This window comes from Pseudomonas sp. D5(2026) (assembly GCF_057766845.1).
This window is the reverse complement of sequence record NZ_CM173421.1, coordinates 4,481,676-4,495,674: the sequence shown is the minus strand read 5'-3', so window position 1 is coordinate 4,495,674 and position 13,999 is coordinate 4,481,676. Positions and strand designations below refer to the sequence as shown.

The following is a 13,999-nucleotide window of genomic DNA, read 5'->3' as shown; positions in this document are numbered from 1 at the left end:
GCTCAGCGCAACATGCTCCGCGCTTCCAGCAGTTCATCGACCTCCAGCTCGGTGCCAAACGGCAGCCCCAGATGGCGGTAAGCCGGTAGCGCAGCCAATGGCCGGTGGCGCCCGCGCTGGCTGATGCAGCGGGCGATCTGCACGATGTCGATGTAATCGATCTTGTCCGTCTGGCGGTCCAGGTCATGAACCTGGCTTGGCAGGTGGACCAACTGCTCCGGAAACTCCCAGGCCTTGAGGATCTTGTCCCCCAGCACGGGCTGGAGTTGCTCGATCACGTAATGCAGGCAAACCGGGTCGGACAACAGTTCGTTGTGCTCTTCGGCATAGATGAGTACCGGCAGCGCGCCAATCTGGTTGACCAGCCCACCCAAGGTGGCCTGGTCAGGCTTGAGAGGTGTAAAGCGGCGGCAGATTTCGTAGCTGATGCCCGCCACTTCCAGGCTACTGGCCCAGATATCGCGCAGTTTCTGCTCGACTGCCGGCGAGCGGGCATGGAAAATCTGCTCGATCACCAGGCCGATGGCCAGGTTGCAGCTGTAGTTGATGCCTAGTCGCGTGATGGCGGTGTGCAGGTCGGTAACCTCGACCGCAGCACGCAGCAGTGGGCTGTTGACGACCTTGATCAGGCGCGCTGAAAGGGCCGCGTCGCGACCGATCACCTTGCTCAGGGCCGCTACGCTGATCTCGCTGTCTTCCGCTGCTTCGCGGATGCTCAAGGCAACTTCGGGCAGGGTGGGCAGGACCAGGTCATCCTTTTCGATGGCGTCGAGCAATTGTGCTTGAACCAACTCGGCCAGCTTGTTCATGGGCATGTCTACCGCAGTGGTGGTGCGGCCCCGCCACAGGGGTGGGGCAGGCTGGTCAGCGCTGGATTTCCCGGTCGCGGTCCAGTTCGTAAGGCAGGGTCAGTACCTGCAGGCGCGGGCCTTCGAGGCTGCCCAGGTGCAGGTTGCCGTCTTCCACTGCCTCGGCGCTGAGCACGGCAAGCAGTTCGCAGCCCGCGCCGTTGCCGGCAGCAATGACCACTTCACCGACCGACGAACCATGGGTGGGCGAGAAAATCTCGGCGCCCGGGGCAGGAATGGCCTGCTGGTCCAGTGCCAGGCGGTACTGGCGGCGTTTGAGTTTTCCCAGGTACTGCATGCGGGCGACGATTTCCTGGCCGGTGTAACAGCCTTTCTTGAAGCTGACGCCGTCGACGGCCTGCAGGTTGATCATCTGCGGGATGAACAGCTCACGGGTCGGGCCCATGACCTGGCCGATACCTGCACGAATCTGCCCCAGCAGCCAGTCGTTGATACCCCCTTCGGGCAGCGCTGCGGCAAGGGCCTGGCGTACAGGCTCTGCGTTCGCCGCCGGCACCCACAGTTCAACACGGCCAGCGGATGCGGTGATGGCGATCAGCCCATCATGGCGCACGGTGCTACCGGCGGCTGCGGGCACGACAAGCCCCAGCGCCTGCAGAACAGAGTCGCCACCTTGCAGGCCGAAGCGTGCCCAAGCGGTGCTTTCGTCGGTCAGCGTGGCCTTGGAGAACACGGCGTACTTTTTCAGGTCGGCCAGTTGCGCGTCAAGCAATTCGCTGGCCATGGCCAGCAGGTAGCCGTTGCCTTCGGGCACTATGCGGAAGCTCGACTGCATGCGCCCCTTGACCATGCAGCGGGCGCCGAGGCTGGCGTATTCCTGGCTGAGATAGTTGATGTTGCAGGTCAGCTGGCCTTGCAGGAACTTGCCTGCATCGGAGCCGCGGACGGCGAGGATGCCCTCGTGGGACAGGGGGCAGAAGAAAGCGGAATCGGCCATGGGTCATCGCGGTGGCTAAAGACTGGCGGCCATCATAGAACGCCGGTAACAAAATAGGTAGGTGACTAGACCAACGCCCGGTGTCGCTTCGCGCGCCTGGCTGTATACTGGCGGCCCATTCGAGGAGGGCCCCATGGTCGAACAAACTGAACTCAACCGGCTTTTCTGGCACAGCCGCCGCGGCATGCTGGAACTGGACGTACTGCTGGTGCCTTTCACCCAGGAAGTCTACCCCACCCTCAATGAGACCGACCGTGAACTGTACGTGCGTCTCTTGAGCTGCGAGGATCAGGACATGTTCGGCTGGTTCATGGAGCGCACCGAGTCCGAAGACCCGGAACTGCAGCGCATGGTCCGCATCATTCTGGACCGTGTCCAGCCCAAGTGAATGCTTCGAGTGCCGCTGGCAAGGCTCGCGCCTGCTGCTGGCGGCCTACCTGGCTTGTCAGGTACTGGCGTGGCTTGCCGTGTGGGCGAGCCCGCTGCCCGGGTGGTTGGCCTTTTCGGTTGTCACCGCCTGCACGGCCCACGCTGGCTGGGCCATTCCCCGACGTATCCTGCTGACCCATGACCAGGCTGTTGTCGGCCTGCGCCGTGATGTGCGGGGCTGGCAGGTGTTCAGCCGTGCCTGCGGGTGGCAGTCAGTGCGCTTGTGCCGGGATAGCCTGGCTTTGCCTGGGCTGGTGGTGTTGCGCTTTGAGCGGGCGGGGCGGTGGTTGGGGCAGAGCCAGTGCGTACCGGGGGATGCGCTGGGGCCGGATGAGCATCGGCGATTGCGGGTGCGGTTGAAGTTCAGCCGGCGGCGCTGGGCCGCGGTGGGCCGGGCATAGATCAAGGCCGGGTTGGATTCTTCGCGGGCTCGCCCGCTTCCACAGCTACTGCGCAAAACTGCAAGGCAGTTAACCCTTTGTGGGAGCGGGCGAGCCCGCGAAGGCCGCGACGCTGTTTCAGAGCGGGCTAAGGATGGTGTCCTTGGCCTCGTCCAGCATCCCCGGATAATCCAGTGTGTAATGCAACCCACGGCTTTCCTTGCGCTGCATGGCGGACAGGATCATCAGTTCGGCCACCTGCGCCAGGTTGCGCAACTCGATCAGGTCACGGCTGACCTTGTAGTTGCTGTAGAACTCGTCGATTTCATCCAGCAGCAGACGAATGCGGTGCTGGGCCCGCTGCAGGCGCTTGCTGGTGCGTACGATGCCGACGTAGTCCCACATGAAGCGCCGCAGTTCGTCCCAGTTGTGCGCAATGATCACGTCCTCGTCCGAGTCGGTCACCTGGCTGGCGTCCCAGCCGGGCAGGGCCTTGGGCATGGCCACTTGCTCCAGGTGCGCCTGGATGTCAGCAGCGGCGGCGCGACCATATACAAAACATTCCAGCAGCGAGTTGCTGGCCATGCGGTTGGCGCCGTGCAGGCCGGTGAAACTGGTTTCGCCGATGGCATACAAGCCAGGCACGTCGGTGTGGCCGCAATCGTCGACCATCACTCCGCCGCAGGTGTAATGCGCCGCTGGCACCACCGGGATCGGCTGACGGGTGATATCGATGCCAAAGGCCAGGCAGCGCTCGTACACGGTGGGGAAGTGGCTCTTGATGAAGTCCGCAGGCTTGTGAGTGATGTCCAGGTATACGCAGTCCACGCCCAGGCGCTTCATCTCGTGGTCGATGGCGCGGGCCACGATGTCCCGTGGGGCCAGCTCTTCGCGTGGGTCGAAGCGCGGCATGAAGCGTTCGCCGTTGGGCAGGCGCAGCAGGGCGCCCTCGCCGCGCAGGGCTTCGGTGATCAGGAAACTCTTGGCCTGCGGGTGATACAGGCAGGTGGGGTGGAACTGGTTGAATTCCAGGTTCGCCACCCGGCAGCCGGCCCGCCAGGCCATGGCGATACCGTCGCCGCAGGCACCATCGGGGTTGCTGGTATAGAGGTAGACCTTGGCCGCACCGCCCGTGGCCAGCACGGTGAAGCGCGCGCCGAAAGTGTCTACCTCGCCGGTATTGCGGTCGAGCACGTAGGCGCCAAGGCAGCGTTGGCCGGGTAGCCCCAGGCGGCGCTCAGTGATCAGGTCGACCGCCACCCGCTGCTCCAGCAGCTGGATGTTCGGGCGCTGGCGAGCCTGTTCCAGCAGCGTGGTGAAAATTGCTGCGCCGGTAGCGTCGGCGGCGTGGATGATGCGCCGGTGACTGTGGCCACCTTCACGGGTGAGGTGGAACTCGAAGCCGCCATCGTCGACGCTATAGTGCTCATCGCGGGTGAAGGGTACGCCTTGCTCGATCAGCCACTGGATCGCTTCGCGGCTGTGCTCGACGGTAAAGCGCACTGCATCTTCATGGCACAGCCCGCCGCCGGCATTGAGGGTGTCCTCGACATGCGACTGCACAGTATCGGTATTGTCCAGTACGGCAGCGACGCCGCCCTGGGCCCAGAAGGTCGAGCCGTTCGCCAGGTCGCCCTTGCTCAACACGGCTACGCGAAGGTGGCTGGGGAGGTTAAGTGCCAGGCTGAGACCGGCGGCACCGCTGCCGATCACCAGGACATCATGTTGGAATTGTTGGCTCATGTCGGGACACTAGTAATCTTTGGGAGGGGCACGGCACAATGGTCACGCGCGGATGGCATTGTGAAACTATCGTTAAACGTGTCGGGATGCCTTTATAGCAGCCCCGGGTGGCCAATTTCCATGCTACTTGCCAGGTTGCGACAACCTTTGTGGGAACTTTCCGACATGGCCGGAAATCCTATGAAGGCTGCCCGTACGCCACAATTTGCCGCGGCGACGCAGGGCGGCAGGCCTTTCCGGGCTTTACCCCTGCGTATTTGAAACCTGATTATCGACGTTGCCGGCTGTGACCGCGCCGCGTCTTCCGTGCAAGCCGACAAAGGGCTGCAGGAAACTTGCTTGGAGGGGAGAACTTTTGCGCAAAGCCCGAGTCTATGGTTGCAAGCCTGAACGATGGCTGATGCAACGCTCCTTCGAGTTCACTGAGGAGTGTTCATGCTAACCCAGGAAGAGGATCAGCAGCTTGTCGAGCGCGTGCAGCGCGGCGACAGGCGAGCTTTCGATCTGTTGGTGCTGAAGTATCAGCACAAGATTCTCGGGTTGATCGTGCGGTTTGTTCACGATACCCACGAGGCCCAGGATGTAGCACAGGAAGCCTTCATCAAGGCCTACCGTGCGCTTGGCAACTTCCGCGGCGACAGTGCGTTTTATACGTGGCTGTACCGCATCGCCATCAACACGGCGAAGAACTACCTGGTGTCCCGTGGAAGACGGCCGCCAGACAGTGATGTGAGCTCCGAGGACGCGGAGTTTTACGACGGCGATCATGGCCTCAAGGATCTCGAGTCCCCAGAGCGCTCGTTGTTGCGGGATGAAATCGAAGGCACTGTCCATCGCACCATCCAGCAACTGCCCGAAGACCTGCGTACGGCATTGACGCTGCGCGAGTTCGACGGTCTGAGTTACGAAGACATTGCCAGTGTCATGCAATGTCCGGTGGGTACCGTGCGCTCTCGAATCTTCCGCGCTCGGGAGGCCATAGATAAAGCCCTGCAGCCGTTGTTGCAGGAAACCTGAGACAGCGGCGACAGCGCCAAGAGAGGAACCGCCATGAGTCGTGAAGCTTTGCAGGAATCGCTGTCCGCGGTGATGGATAACGAAGCGGATGAACTGGAATTACGTCGGGTGTTGAACGCCGTCGACGAAGCCGAAACCCGTGCCACCTGGTCGCGTTACCAGGTTGCCCGTGCAGCCATGCACAAGGAGCTGCTGCTGCCTAACCTGGATATCGCCTCGGCGGTTTCTGCTGCGCTGGCTGACGAAGCCGTGCCAGCCAAGGTCAAGAAAGGCCCTTGGCGCAGCATTGGCCGTCTGGCGGTAGCTGCCTCGGTTACCGTGGCGGTGCTGGCGGGTGTGCGTATGTACAACCAGGACGAGATCACTGGGGCCGAGCTTGCTGCCCAGCAGCCTGTCCAGCAAGGCCTGAGTGTGCCACAAACGCAAGGCCCGGCCGTTTTGGCAGGCTATAGTGAGAGCAGTGAGCAACCGACCGGGCCAATGGCCAATGGTGTGCTGCAGAACCAGGCCGGCTGGGATCAGCGTCTGCCAGGCTACCTGCGCCAGCATGCTCAGGAATCTGCGCTCAAGGGCACTGAAACCGCATTGCCATATGCCCGCGCCGCCAGCCTGGAAAACCGTTAAGTAAGGAGGATCATGCGCGCGCTACCTCTCCTGTCGCTGCTGATAGGCAGCTGCATGACGGTGCCAGCATTGGCGGCCAACTCTTCGCCCGAGGCGAGTGAGTGGTTGAACAGGCTGGCACAGGCCGAGCAAAAACAGAGCTATCAAGGGTCGTTCGTCTACGAACGCAATGGCAGTTTCTCCTCCCACGACATCTGGCACAGGGTCGAGGGCGGCAAAGTCAGCGAGCGGCTGTTGCAGCTTGATGGCGCCGCCCAGGAAATCGTGCGCGTGGATGGCAAGGTGGAGTGCGTCAGCGGGGCCTTGGCCAGCGGAGTCGTGGCGCCGTCGGATACCGCACCGCGTGTGCTTGATCCGCTGAAACTGATGGGCTGGTACGATTTGAGTGTGGCAGGCAAGTCGCGGGTCGCCGGGCGTGATGCCGTGATCATTACGCTCACTCCACGCGACCAGCACCGTTATGCTTTCGAATTGCATCTGGACCGCCACTCGGGCTTGCCGCTGCGTTCGTTGATGCTCAACGACAAGGGGCAGTTGCTGGAACGCTTCCAGATGACCCGTCTCGATACCGATGACATCCCCAGCGACGCAGACCTGCGCCCAGGTGCTGCCTGCAAGCCTGTGCAGCATGTGGCGGCCGGTAGCAATGATACCGCTGCGGGTTGGCGTTCGGACTGGCTGCCACCCGGTTTCGAGCTGGTCAACAGCTCGGTGCGCCGCGATCCCAAGCGCAACAGTTCGGTCAGCAGCCTGATGTATGACGACGGCCTGGCGCGTTTTTCGGTATTCATCGAGCAAGTGAGCGATGATGGCAGCACCGACATGCGCACCCAGTTAGGCCCGACCTCGGCAGTCTCGCGTCGCCTGAATACACCCAAGGGCAAAGTGATGGTGACCGTGGTTGGCGAAATTCCGCTGGGTACGGCAGAACGCGTCGCCCTGTCGATGCGCCCCCAGGATGCCCAGGCGCGCCAGTAATGGCGCGCTTTTGCATGCCGAGCCAAGTCGGATGGGCATACGCCTGAAATGAAATTAAAGCATTGTCATTTGCAATCCATCGGCAAATTTTCTATAGGTCAGGCTTTGAAGAGCCTGGCCTTTTCTGCTTTGTGCAGGGGTCTTTCCAAACTACCGCTCGTTGTGACGGGAGTCGTATGTCAATACCACGCTTGAAATCCTACCTAATGATGTTCGCTGCTGTGCTGATGCTCGGCCAGGTACTCACCGCCCAGGCCGAGGAAGCCCTGCCGGACTTCACCACCCTGGTCGAGCAGGCTTCGCCGGCGGTTGTCAACATCAGTACCAAACAGAAGCTGCCTGAGCGCCGAATGGCGGCAGGCCAGATGCCGGACCTGGAAGGCCTGCCGCCGATGTTCCGCGAATTCTTCGAGCGCAACATGCCCCAGCAGCCGCGCTCGCCGCGCGGCGACCGCCAGCGTGAGGCGCAGTCGTTGGGCTCGGGCTTCATCATTTCCAGTGATGGCTATGTGCTCACCAATAACCATGTGGTGGCCGATGCCGATGAGATCATCGTCCGCCTGTCGGACCGCAGCGAGCTGAAGGCCAAGCTGGTTGGCACCGACCCGCGCACCGACGTTGCGCTGCTGAAGGTCGACGGCAAGAACCTGCCGACCGTGAAGCTGGGTGATTCCGAAAAGCTCAAGGTGGGCGAGTGGGTACTGGCCATCGGTTCGCCGTTCGGCTTCGACCATTCGGTGACCAAAGGTATTGTCAGCGCCAAGGGCCGGACCCTGCCCAATGACACCTACGTGCCGTTCATCCAGACCGACGTTGCCATCAACCCGGGTAACTCCGGCGGCCCGCTGTTCAACATGAAAGGCGAAGTGGTGGGTATCAACTCGCAAATCTTCACCCGTTCTGGCGGTTTCATGGGCCTGTCGTTCGCCATCCCGATCGATGTAGCGATCGATGTCTCCAACCAGCTGAAGAAAGACGGCAAGGTCAGCCGCGGCTGGCTGGGCGTGGTGATTCAGGAGGTCAACAAGGACCTGGCCGAATCGTTCGGCCTGGACAAGCCGGCGGGTGCCCTGGTAGCCCAGGTGTTGGAAGACGGCCCGGCGGCCAAAGGCGGCCTGCAGGTGGGGGACGTGATCCTCAGCATGAACGGCCAGCCAATCGTCATGTCGGCCGATCTGCCACACCTGGTTGGTAGCCTCAAGGATGGCGAGAAGGCCAAGCTGGAAATCATCCGCAACGGCAAACGCCAGACCCTGAACATCAGCGTTGGCGCACTGCCGGACGACGATGTCGACATCGGCACCGGTGCCGACGGCAGCGCCGAGCGCAGCAGCAACCGCCTGGGTGTATCGGTCGCCGACCTGACCGCCGAGCAGAAAAAATCTCTGGAGCTCAAAGGTGGCGTGGTCATCAAGGAAGTGCAGGATGGTCCGGCAGCCATGATCGGCTTGCGCCCGGGTGATGTCATCAGCCATCTGAACAACCAGGCCATCGGTTCGGCCAAGGAATTCACCGAAATCGCCAAGGAACTGCCGAAGAACCGTTCTGTGTCGATGCGCGTGCTGCGTCAGGGGCGTGCCAGCTTTATCACCTTCAAGCTTGCTGAATAAGCGGTTTCGCAAGGCGAAAGGGCAGCTTCGGCTGCCCTTTTTCATGAATCTTCACAATTGCGGGAATGATTGCTGTGTACAGTCGGACAGAGGAATCTCCCATAACCCAGCAGCTTAAGGTACAATTCCCGGCTATTTTTCGGCGGGCGTCCGGCTCGCAGCCTTTTCGAGTGTTGACCCGTGAGTGATTTGAGTCATATCCGCAATTTCTCCATCATCGCCCACATCGACCATGGCAAGTCGACGCTGGCTGACCGTTTCATCCAGATGTGCGGCGGCCTGACGGCGCGCGAGATGGAAGCCCAGGTGCTCGATTCCATGGACCTGGAGCGTGAGCGCGGTATCACCATCAAGGCCCACAGCGTCACGCTTCACTACAAGGCGCAGGACGGCAAGATCTACCAGCTGAACTTCATCGATACCCCCGGCCACGTCGACTTCACCTACGAAGTCTCGCGCTCGCTGGCGGCCTGTGAAGGTGCACTGCTGGTTGTCGACGCCGGCCAGGGCGTGGAAGCCCAGTCCGTAGCCAACTGCTACACCGCCATCGAGCAGGGCCTGGAAGTCATGCCGGTCCTGAACAAGATGGACCTGCCACAGGCCGACCCGGACCGCGTCAAGGACGAGATCGAGAAGATCATCGGTATCGACGCCACCGACGCCGTAGCCTGCAGCGCCAAGAGCGGCATGGGCGTGGACGAGGTGCTCGAGCGCTTGGTGCACACCATCCCCGCGCCAGAAGGTGAGATCGATGCACCGCTGCAAGCGCTGATCATCGACTCCTGGTTCGACAATTACCTGGGTGTGGTCTCGCTGGTGCGCGTGCGCCAGGGCCGCGTCAAGAAAGGCGACAAGATCCTGGTCAAGTCCACCGGCAAGGTGCACCTGGTCGACAGCGTCGGTGTCTTCACCCCGAAACACACCCAGACTGCTGATCTGAAAGCCGGCGAAGTAGGCTTCATCATCGCCAGCATCAAGGACATTCACGGCGCCCCGGTTGGCGACACCCTGACCCTGTCCTCGACCCCTGAGGTCGAAGTGCTGCCCGGCTTCAAGAAGATTCAGCCGCAGGTCTACGCCGGCCTGTTCCCGGTCAGCTCCGACGACTTCGAGGATTTCCGCGACGCTCTGCAGAAGCTGACCCTGAACGACTCCTCGCTGCAGTACATGCCGGAAAGCTCCGACGCGCTGGGCTTTGGCTTCCGTTGCGGTTTCCTGGGCATGTTGCACATGGAGATCATCCAGGAGCGCCTGGAGCGCGAGTACGATCTGGACCTGATCACCACCGCTCCAAGCGTAATCTACGAGCTGGAGTTGAAAACCGGCGAAACCATCGTCGTCGACAACCCGTCCAAGCTGCCGGACGTCTCGGCGGTAGCCGACTTCCGCGAGCCGATCGTCACCGCGACCATCCTCGTTCCGCAGGAGCACCTGGGCAACGTCATCACCCTGTGCATCGAGAAGCGTGGCGTACAGCGCGACATGCAGTTCCTCGGTAGCCAGGTGCAGGTGCGTTACGACATGCCGATGAACGAAGTGGTGCTCGACTTCTTCGATCGCCTCAAATCCACCAGCCGCGGCTATGCTTCGCTGGACTATCATTTCGATCGCTACCAGTCGGCCAACCTGGTCAAACTGGACGTACTGATCAACGGCGACAAGGTTGATGCCCTGGCATTGATCGTGCACCGCGACAACGCGGCCTATAAAGGCCGTGCGTTGACCGAGAAGATGAAGGAACTGATCCCTCGGCAGATGTTTGACGTAGCGATCCAGGCAGCCATTGGCGGCCAGATCATTGCGCGGACAACCGTCAAGGCGCTCAGAAAGAACGTACTGGCCAAGTGCTACGGTGGTGACGTCAGCCGTAAGAAGAAGCTGCTGGAGAAGCAGAAGGCCGGTAAGAAACGCATGAAACAGGTGGGCAACGTGGAAATTCCACAAGAAGCCTTCCTCGCCGTGCTCAGGTTGGATAGCTAGGTCCTATGTCGCTAAATTTCCCGCTGTTGCTAGTCATCGCCGTCTTCATCTGCGGTCTGCTTGGCTTGATCGACCTGCTGTTCCTGGCCCCGCGCCGGCGTGCGGCAATCGCCAACTATCAGGGCAGCGTCAGCCAGCCCGAGATGGCGGTGGTCGAACGGCTGAACAAGGAGCCGTTGCTGGTCGAGTATGGCAAGTCGTTCTTCCCGGTACTGTTCATCGTGCTGGTGCTGCGTTCGTTCCTGGTCGAGCCGTTCCAGATCCCCTCGGGATCGATGAAGCCGACCCTGGAAGTGGGCGACTTCATCCTGGTGAACAAGTTCTCGTACGGCATTCGTCTGCCGGTGATCGACAAGAAGGTCATCGCGGTCGGTGACCCGCAACGCGGGGATGTGATGGTGTTCCGCTACCCGAGCGACCCGAATGTCAACTACATCAAGCGTGTGGTTGGCCTGCCGGGCGACGTAGTTCGCTACACCAACGACAAGCGGCTGTTCGTCAACGGCCAGCCCGTTGCCGAACAACTGGTGGGCAGCGAGCCGGGTACCCTGGGCAGCGCTCAGCTGTACAAGGAAAAGCTCGGCGAGACCGAGCACCTGATCCGCAAGGAAATGAGCCGTTATCGCATGCCGCCGGACCAGCAGTGGACCGTGCCTGCGGGCCATTACTTCATGATGGGCGACAACCGCGACAACTCCAACGATAGCCGCTTCTGGGATGACCCGAACATTCCCAAGGAACTGCACGGCATGGTTCCGGACCGGAACATTGTCGGCAAGGCTTTTGCGGTGTGGATGAGCTGGCCAGAGCCCAAACTCAGCCACTTGCCCAACCTGTCGCGGGTTGGCCTGATCCATTGATACCCATCGGCGCTGTCCAGCAGACAGCGCCGAATGCTTTTCTGACATAGGCTGTGTTCTCAGGGATCGGGAGATTCGCCGCAAATCGATCGGCGGACCACAGCCAAACAGTCTTTCAGGATGTTGATTTGAACAACGCGTTGAACAACGATCGGGTGGCCGCATGAGTGCTTCCCTTGCCGGTCTGGAGCGAAAGCTCGGTTACACCTTCAAGAACCAGGACCAGATGCTCCTGGCACTGACCCATCGCAGTTACGCCGGGCGCAACAATGAGCGCCTGGAGTTCCTCGGTGACGCCATTCTCAACTTCGTTGCCGGTGAAGCGCTGTTCGAGCGTTTTCCCCAGGCTCGCGAAGGCCAGTTGTCGCGGCTGCGTGCACGGTTGGTCAAGGGTGAGACCCTGGCCCGTCTGGCCCGTGGTTTTGACCTGGGCGATTACCTGCGCCTGGGCTCCGGAGAACTCAAGAGCGGCGGCTTTCGTCGCGAGTCGATCCTGGCTGACGCCCTGGAGGCACTGATTGGTGCCATCTACCTGGACGCTGACATGGACACTGCCCGCGAGCGCATCCTGGCCTGGCTGGCCGATGAGTTTGAAGGCCTGACGCTGGTCGACACCAATAAAGATCCGAAAACCCGCCTGCAAGAGTTCCTGCAGTCGCGCAGCTGTGAGCTGCCGCGTTACGAAGTAGTGGATATCCAGGGTGAACCACACTGCCGAACCTTCTTCGTCGAATGCGAAGTGGTACTGCTGAACAACAAGAGCCGTGGTCAGGGCGTTAGCCGGCGTATTGCCGAGCAAGTCGCCGCCGCGTCTGCACTGATCGCCCTGGGCGTGGAGAATGGCAATGACTGATAGCAACCCGACCCGCTGCGGCTATGTAGCCATTGTCGGCCGCCCCAACGTCGGCAAGTCGACCCTGCTCAACCACATTCTCGGTCAGAAACTCGCGATTACCTCGCGCAAGCCCCAGACCACCCGTCACAACATGCTCGGCATCAAGACCGAAGGTGATGTGCAGGCGATCTATGTCGATACCCCGGGGATGCACAAAGCCAACGACAAGGCGCTGAACCGCTACATGAACCGCAACGCCTCGGCGGCCCTCAAGGACGTCGACGTGGTTATCTTCGTGGTCGACCGTACCAAGTGGACCGACGAGGACCAACTGGTTCTGGAGCGCGTGCAGTATGTGACCGGCCCGCTGATCATCGCGGTCAACAAGACCGACCGCATGGAAGAGAAAGCCGAGCTGATCCCGCACCTGCAGTGGCTCCAAGAGCAATTGCCGAACGCCGAGGTGATGCCGATTTCCGCGCAGCAGGGGCACAACCTTGAAGCGCTGGAAGCACAGATCGCCAAGCACCTGCCCGAGAACGATCATTTCTTCCCCGAAGACCAGATCACCGACCGCAGCAGCCGCTTCCTCGCCGCTGAACTGGTACGCGAGAAGATCATGCGCCAGTTGGGTGCGGAGCTGCCGTACCAGATCACCGTCGAAATCGAGGAATTCAAGCAGCAGGGCCATGTGCTGCACATTCACGCGCTGATCCTGGTCGAGCGCGACGGCCAGAAGAAAATCATCATTGGTGACAAGGGCGAGCGCATCAAGCGCATCGGTTCCGAGGCGCGCAAGGACATGGAAGTGCTGTTCGATTCCAAGGTCATGCTCAACCTGTGGGTCAAGGTCAAAGGCGGCTGGTCCGATGACGAGCGCGCCCTGCGTTCGCTGGGCTACGGCGACCTGTAATTACCTGACTGGTCGGTTATTCCTGTGGGAGCGGGCTTGCCCGCGAATGCGATAGTGGGTTCACTGACGCTTTCGCGGGCACGCCCGCTCCCACACGTACATCAGGCCCCAGAGATAGTGCATGGACCAACCCACCCCCCAGCCAGCCTACGTACTGCATAGCCGTGCCTACAAGGAAACCAGCGCGCTGGTAGACTTCTTCACCCCGCAGGGCTGCATGCGTGCCGTGCTGCGCCGCGCGCGGGGCAAGGGCGGCAGCCTGGTGCGACCGTTCGTGTCGCTGGAGGTGGAGCTGCGTGGTCGCGGCGAGCTGAAGAATGTCGGCCGTATGGACAGTACCGGCATCGCCGCCTGGCTACACGGCGATGCCCTGTTCAGCGGGTTGTACCTCAATGAACTGCTGATGCGCCTGCTGCCTGCCGAAGCGCCGTTCCCGGCGCTGTTCGAGCACTACACCTTGACCTTGCAGGCACTGAGTGCCGGGCGCCCGCTGGAGCCCCTGCTGCGCTCGTTCGAATGGCGGCTGCTGGACGAACTCGGTTATGCGTTTTCCTTGCACCATGACGTCAACGAGCAGCCCATTGCCACCGATGGCCTGTACCGCTTGCGCGTTGACGCCGGCCTGGAGCGGGTAGAGCTGGCGCAGCCCGGCCTGTTCCGTGGCACCGAACTGCTGGCTATGGCCCAAACCGATTGGGACGCCCCCGGCGCCTTGCTTGCCGCGAAGCGGCTGATGCGCCAGGCACTGGCAGTTCATCTGGGTGCAAAACCGCTGGTCAGCCGGGAACTGTTTCGCAAGCGCTGATCTGGACGTATGCTGTTGG

Annotated in this window: 14 protein-coding genes; 11 read left to right on the top strand and 3 right to left on the bottom strand. The window is 61.5% G+C overall.

Annotated elements, in window-relative coordinates; translation table 11 throughout:
• Positions 1-2: 2 nt before the first annotated feature.
• A complete protein-coding gene (locus AC3B5Q_RS20805) occupies positions 3-809 on the bottom strand; it encodes an HDOD domain-containing protein (RefSeq protein ID WP_028698136.1) in 807 nt (268 codons plus the stop codon).
• Positions 810-864: 55 nt separating this feature from the next.
• Positions 865-1,806 carry a CAF17-like 4Fe-4S cluster assembly/insertion protein YgfZ gene (gene ygfZ, locus AC3B5Q_RS20800; protein WP_021785744.1) on the bottom strand — a complete coding sequence of 314 codons (942 nt, stop codon included), beginning with the start codon at positions 1,804-1,806 and terminating at the stop codon, positions 865-867.
• A 133-nt stretch (positions 1,807-1,939) separates the two neighbouring features.
• Here ygfZ and AC3B5Q_RS20795 point away from each other — a divergent pair, with 133 nt between their 5' ends.
• On the top strand, positions 1,940-2,194 hold the full coding sequence (locus AC3B5Q_RS20795) for an FAD assembly factor SdhE (protein ID WP_003252043.1): 255 nt from the start codon (positions 1,940-1,942) through the stop codon (positions 2,192-2,194).
• A complete protein-coding gene (locus tag AC3B5Q_RS20790; RefSeq protein WP_103463001.1) occupies positions 2,178-2,636 on the top strand; it encodes a protein YgfX in 459 nt (152 codons plus the stop codon). The genes AC3B5Q_RS20795 and AC3B5Q_RS20790 overlap by 17 nt, the downstream gene beginning before the upstream one ends.
• Before the next feature lie 117 nt (positions 2,637-2,753).
• On the opposite strand, the gene nadB is transcribed toward AC3B5Q_RS20790, so the two are convergent.
• Positions 2,754-4,358, bottom strand: a complete 1,605-nt coding sequence (gene nadB / locus AC3B5Q_RS20785) for an L-aspartate oxidase (RefSeq protein ID WP_021785742.1) — start codon at positions 4,356-4,358, stop codon at positions 2,754-2,756.
• Between the two features lie 435 nt (positions 4,359-4,793).
• On the opposite strand from nadB, the gene rpoE reads away from it, so the two are divergent.
• The 9 genes from rpoE (at position 4,794) to recO (ending at position 13,980) form a co-directional block, all read left to right on the top strand.
• Positions 4,794-5,375, top strand: a complete 582-nt coding sequence (gene rpoE, locus AC3B5Q_RS20780) for an RNA polymerase sigma factor RpoE/AlgU (RefSeq protein ID WP_003252049.1) — start codon at positions 4,794-4,796, stop codon at positions 5,373-5,375.
• 33 nt (positions 5,376-5,408) lie between these two features.
• Positions 5,409-5,999: a sigma-E factor negative regulatory protein gene (locus AC3B5Q_RS20775; protein ID WP_021785741.1), complete on the top strand. Its 591-nt coding sequence runs from the start codon at positions 5,409-5,411 to the stop codon at positions 5,997-5,999.
• Between the two features lie 12 nt (positions 6,000-6,011).
• The gene (locus AC3B5Q_RS20770; protein WP_084850810.1) at positions 6,012-6,977 is read left to right on the top strand and encodes a MucB/RseB family sigma factor regulatory protein; all 966 of its coding nucleotides are present in this window, start codon (positions 6,012-6,014) and stop codon (positions 6,975-6,977) included.
• A 206-nt stretch (positions 6,978-7,183) separates the two neighbouring features.
• The gene (locus AC3B5Q_RS20765; RefSeq protein WP_373939453.1) at positions 7,184-8,587 is read left to right on the top strand and encodes a DegQ family serine endoprotease; all 1,404 of its coding nucleotides are present in this window, start codon (positions 7,184-7,186) and stop codon (positions 8,585-8,587) included.
• 180 nt (positions 8,588-8,767) lie between these two features.
• Entirely contained in the window at positions 8,768-10,567 is a 1,800-nt protein-coding gene (gene lepA / locus AC3B5Q_RS20760; protein WP_031322928.1) for a translation elongation factor 4, read from the top strand.
• Between the two features lie 5 nt (positions 10,568-10,572).
• Entirely contained in the window at positions 10,573-11,427 is an 855-nt protein-coding gene (gene lepB, locus AC3B5Q_RS20755) for a signal peptidase I (RefSeq protein WP_021785737.1), read from the top strand.
• Between the two features lie 163 nt (positions 11,428-11,590).
• Positions 11,591-12,280 (top strand): ribonuclease III, encoded by a 690-nt coding sequence (rnc, locus tag AC3B5Q_RS20750; RefSeq protein ID WP_003252059.1) that lies wholly within the window; start codon positions 11,591-11,593, stop codon positions 12,278-12,280.
• The gene (gene era / locus AC3B5Q_RS20745) at positions 12,273-13,175 is read left to right on the top strand and encodes a GTPase Era (RefSeq protein WP_003252061.1); all 903 of its coding nucleotides are present in this window, start codon (positions 12,273-12,275) and stop codon (positions 13,173-13,175) included. Before rnc ends, era begins: the two co-directional genes overlap by 8 nt.
• Positions 13,176-13,296: 121 nt before the next feature.
• A complete protein-coding gene (gene recO / locus AC3B5Q_RS20740) occupies positions 13,297-13,980 on the top strand; it encodes a DNA repair protein RecO (RefSeq protein WP_021785736.1) in 684 nt (227 codons plus the stop codon).
• Positions 13,981-13,999 lie beyond the last annotated feature (19 nt).

Excerpts from the sequence above, each read along its gene's own strand:
- era (WP_003252061.1), top strand. The coding sequence starts at position 12,273 with ATGACTGATAGCAACCCGACCCGCTGCGGCTATGTAGCCATTGTCGGC.
- AC3B5Q_RS20775 (WP_021785741.1), top strand. The coding sequence starts at position 5,409 with ATGAGTCGTGAAGCTTTGCAGGAATCGCTGTCCGCGGTGATGGATAAC.
- AC3B5Q_RS20770 (WP_084850810.1), top strand. The coding sequence starts at position 6,012 with ATGCGCGCGCTACCTCTCCTGTCGCTGCTGATAGGCAGCTGCATGACG.
- rpoE (WP_003252049.1), top strand. The coding sequence starts at position 4,794 with ATGCTAACCCAGGAAGAGGATCAGCAGCTTGTCGAGCGCGTGCAGCGC.
- ygfZ (WP_021785744.1), bottom strand. The coding sequence starts at position 1,806 with ATGGCCGATTCCGCTTTCTTCTGCCCCCTGTCCCACGAGGGCATCCTC.
- rnc (WP_003252059.1), top strand. The coding sequence starts at position 11,591 with ATGAGTGCTTCCCTTGCCGGTCTGGAGCGAAAGCTCGGTTACACCTTC.
- AC3B5Q_RS20805 (WP_028698136.1), bottom strand. The coding sequence starts at position 809 with ATGAACAAGCTGGCCGAGTTGGTTCAAGCACAATTGCTCGACGCCATC.
- AC3B5Q_RS20765 (WP_373939453.1), top strand. The coding sequence starts at position 7,184 with ATGATGTTCGCTGCTGTGCTGATGCTCGGCCAGGTACTCACCGCCCAG.
- recO (WP_021785736.1), top strand. The coding sequence starts at position 13,297 with ATGGACCAACCCACCCCCCAGCCAGCCTACGTACTGCATAGCCGTGCC.
- lepB (WP_021785737.1), top strand. The coding sequence starts at position 10,573 with ATGTCGCTAAATTTCCCGCTGTTGCTAGTCATCGCCGTCTTCATCTGC.
- AC3B5Q_RS20795 (WP_003252043.1), top strand. The coding sequence starts at position 1,940 with ATGGTCGAACAAACTGAACTCAACCGGCTTTTCTGGCACAGCCGCCGC.
- nadB (WP_021785742.1), bottom strand. The coding sequence starts at position 4,358 with ATGAGCCAACAATTCCAACATGATGTCCTGGTGATCGGCAGCGGTGCC.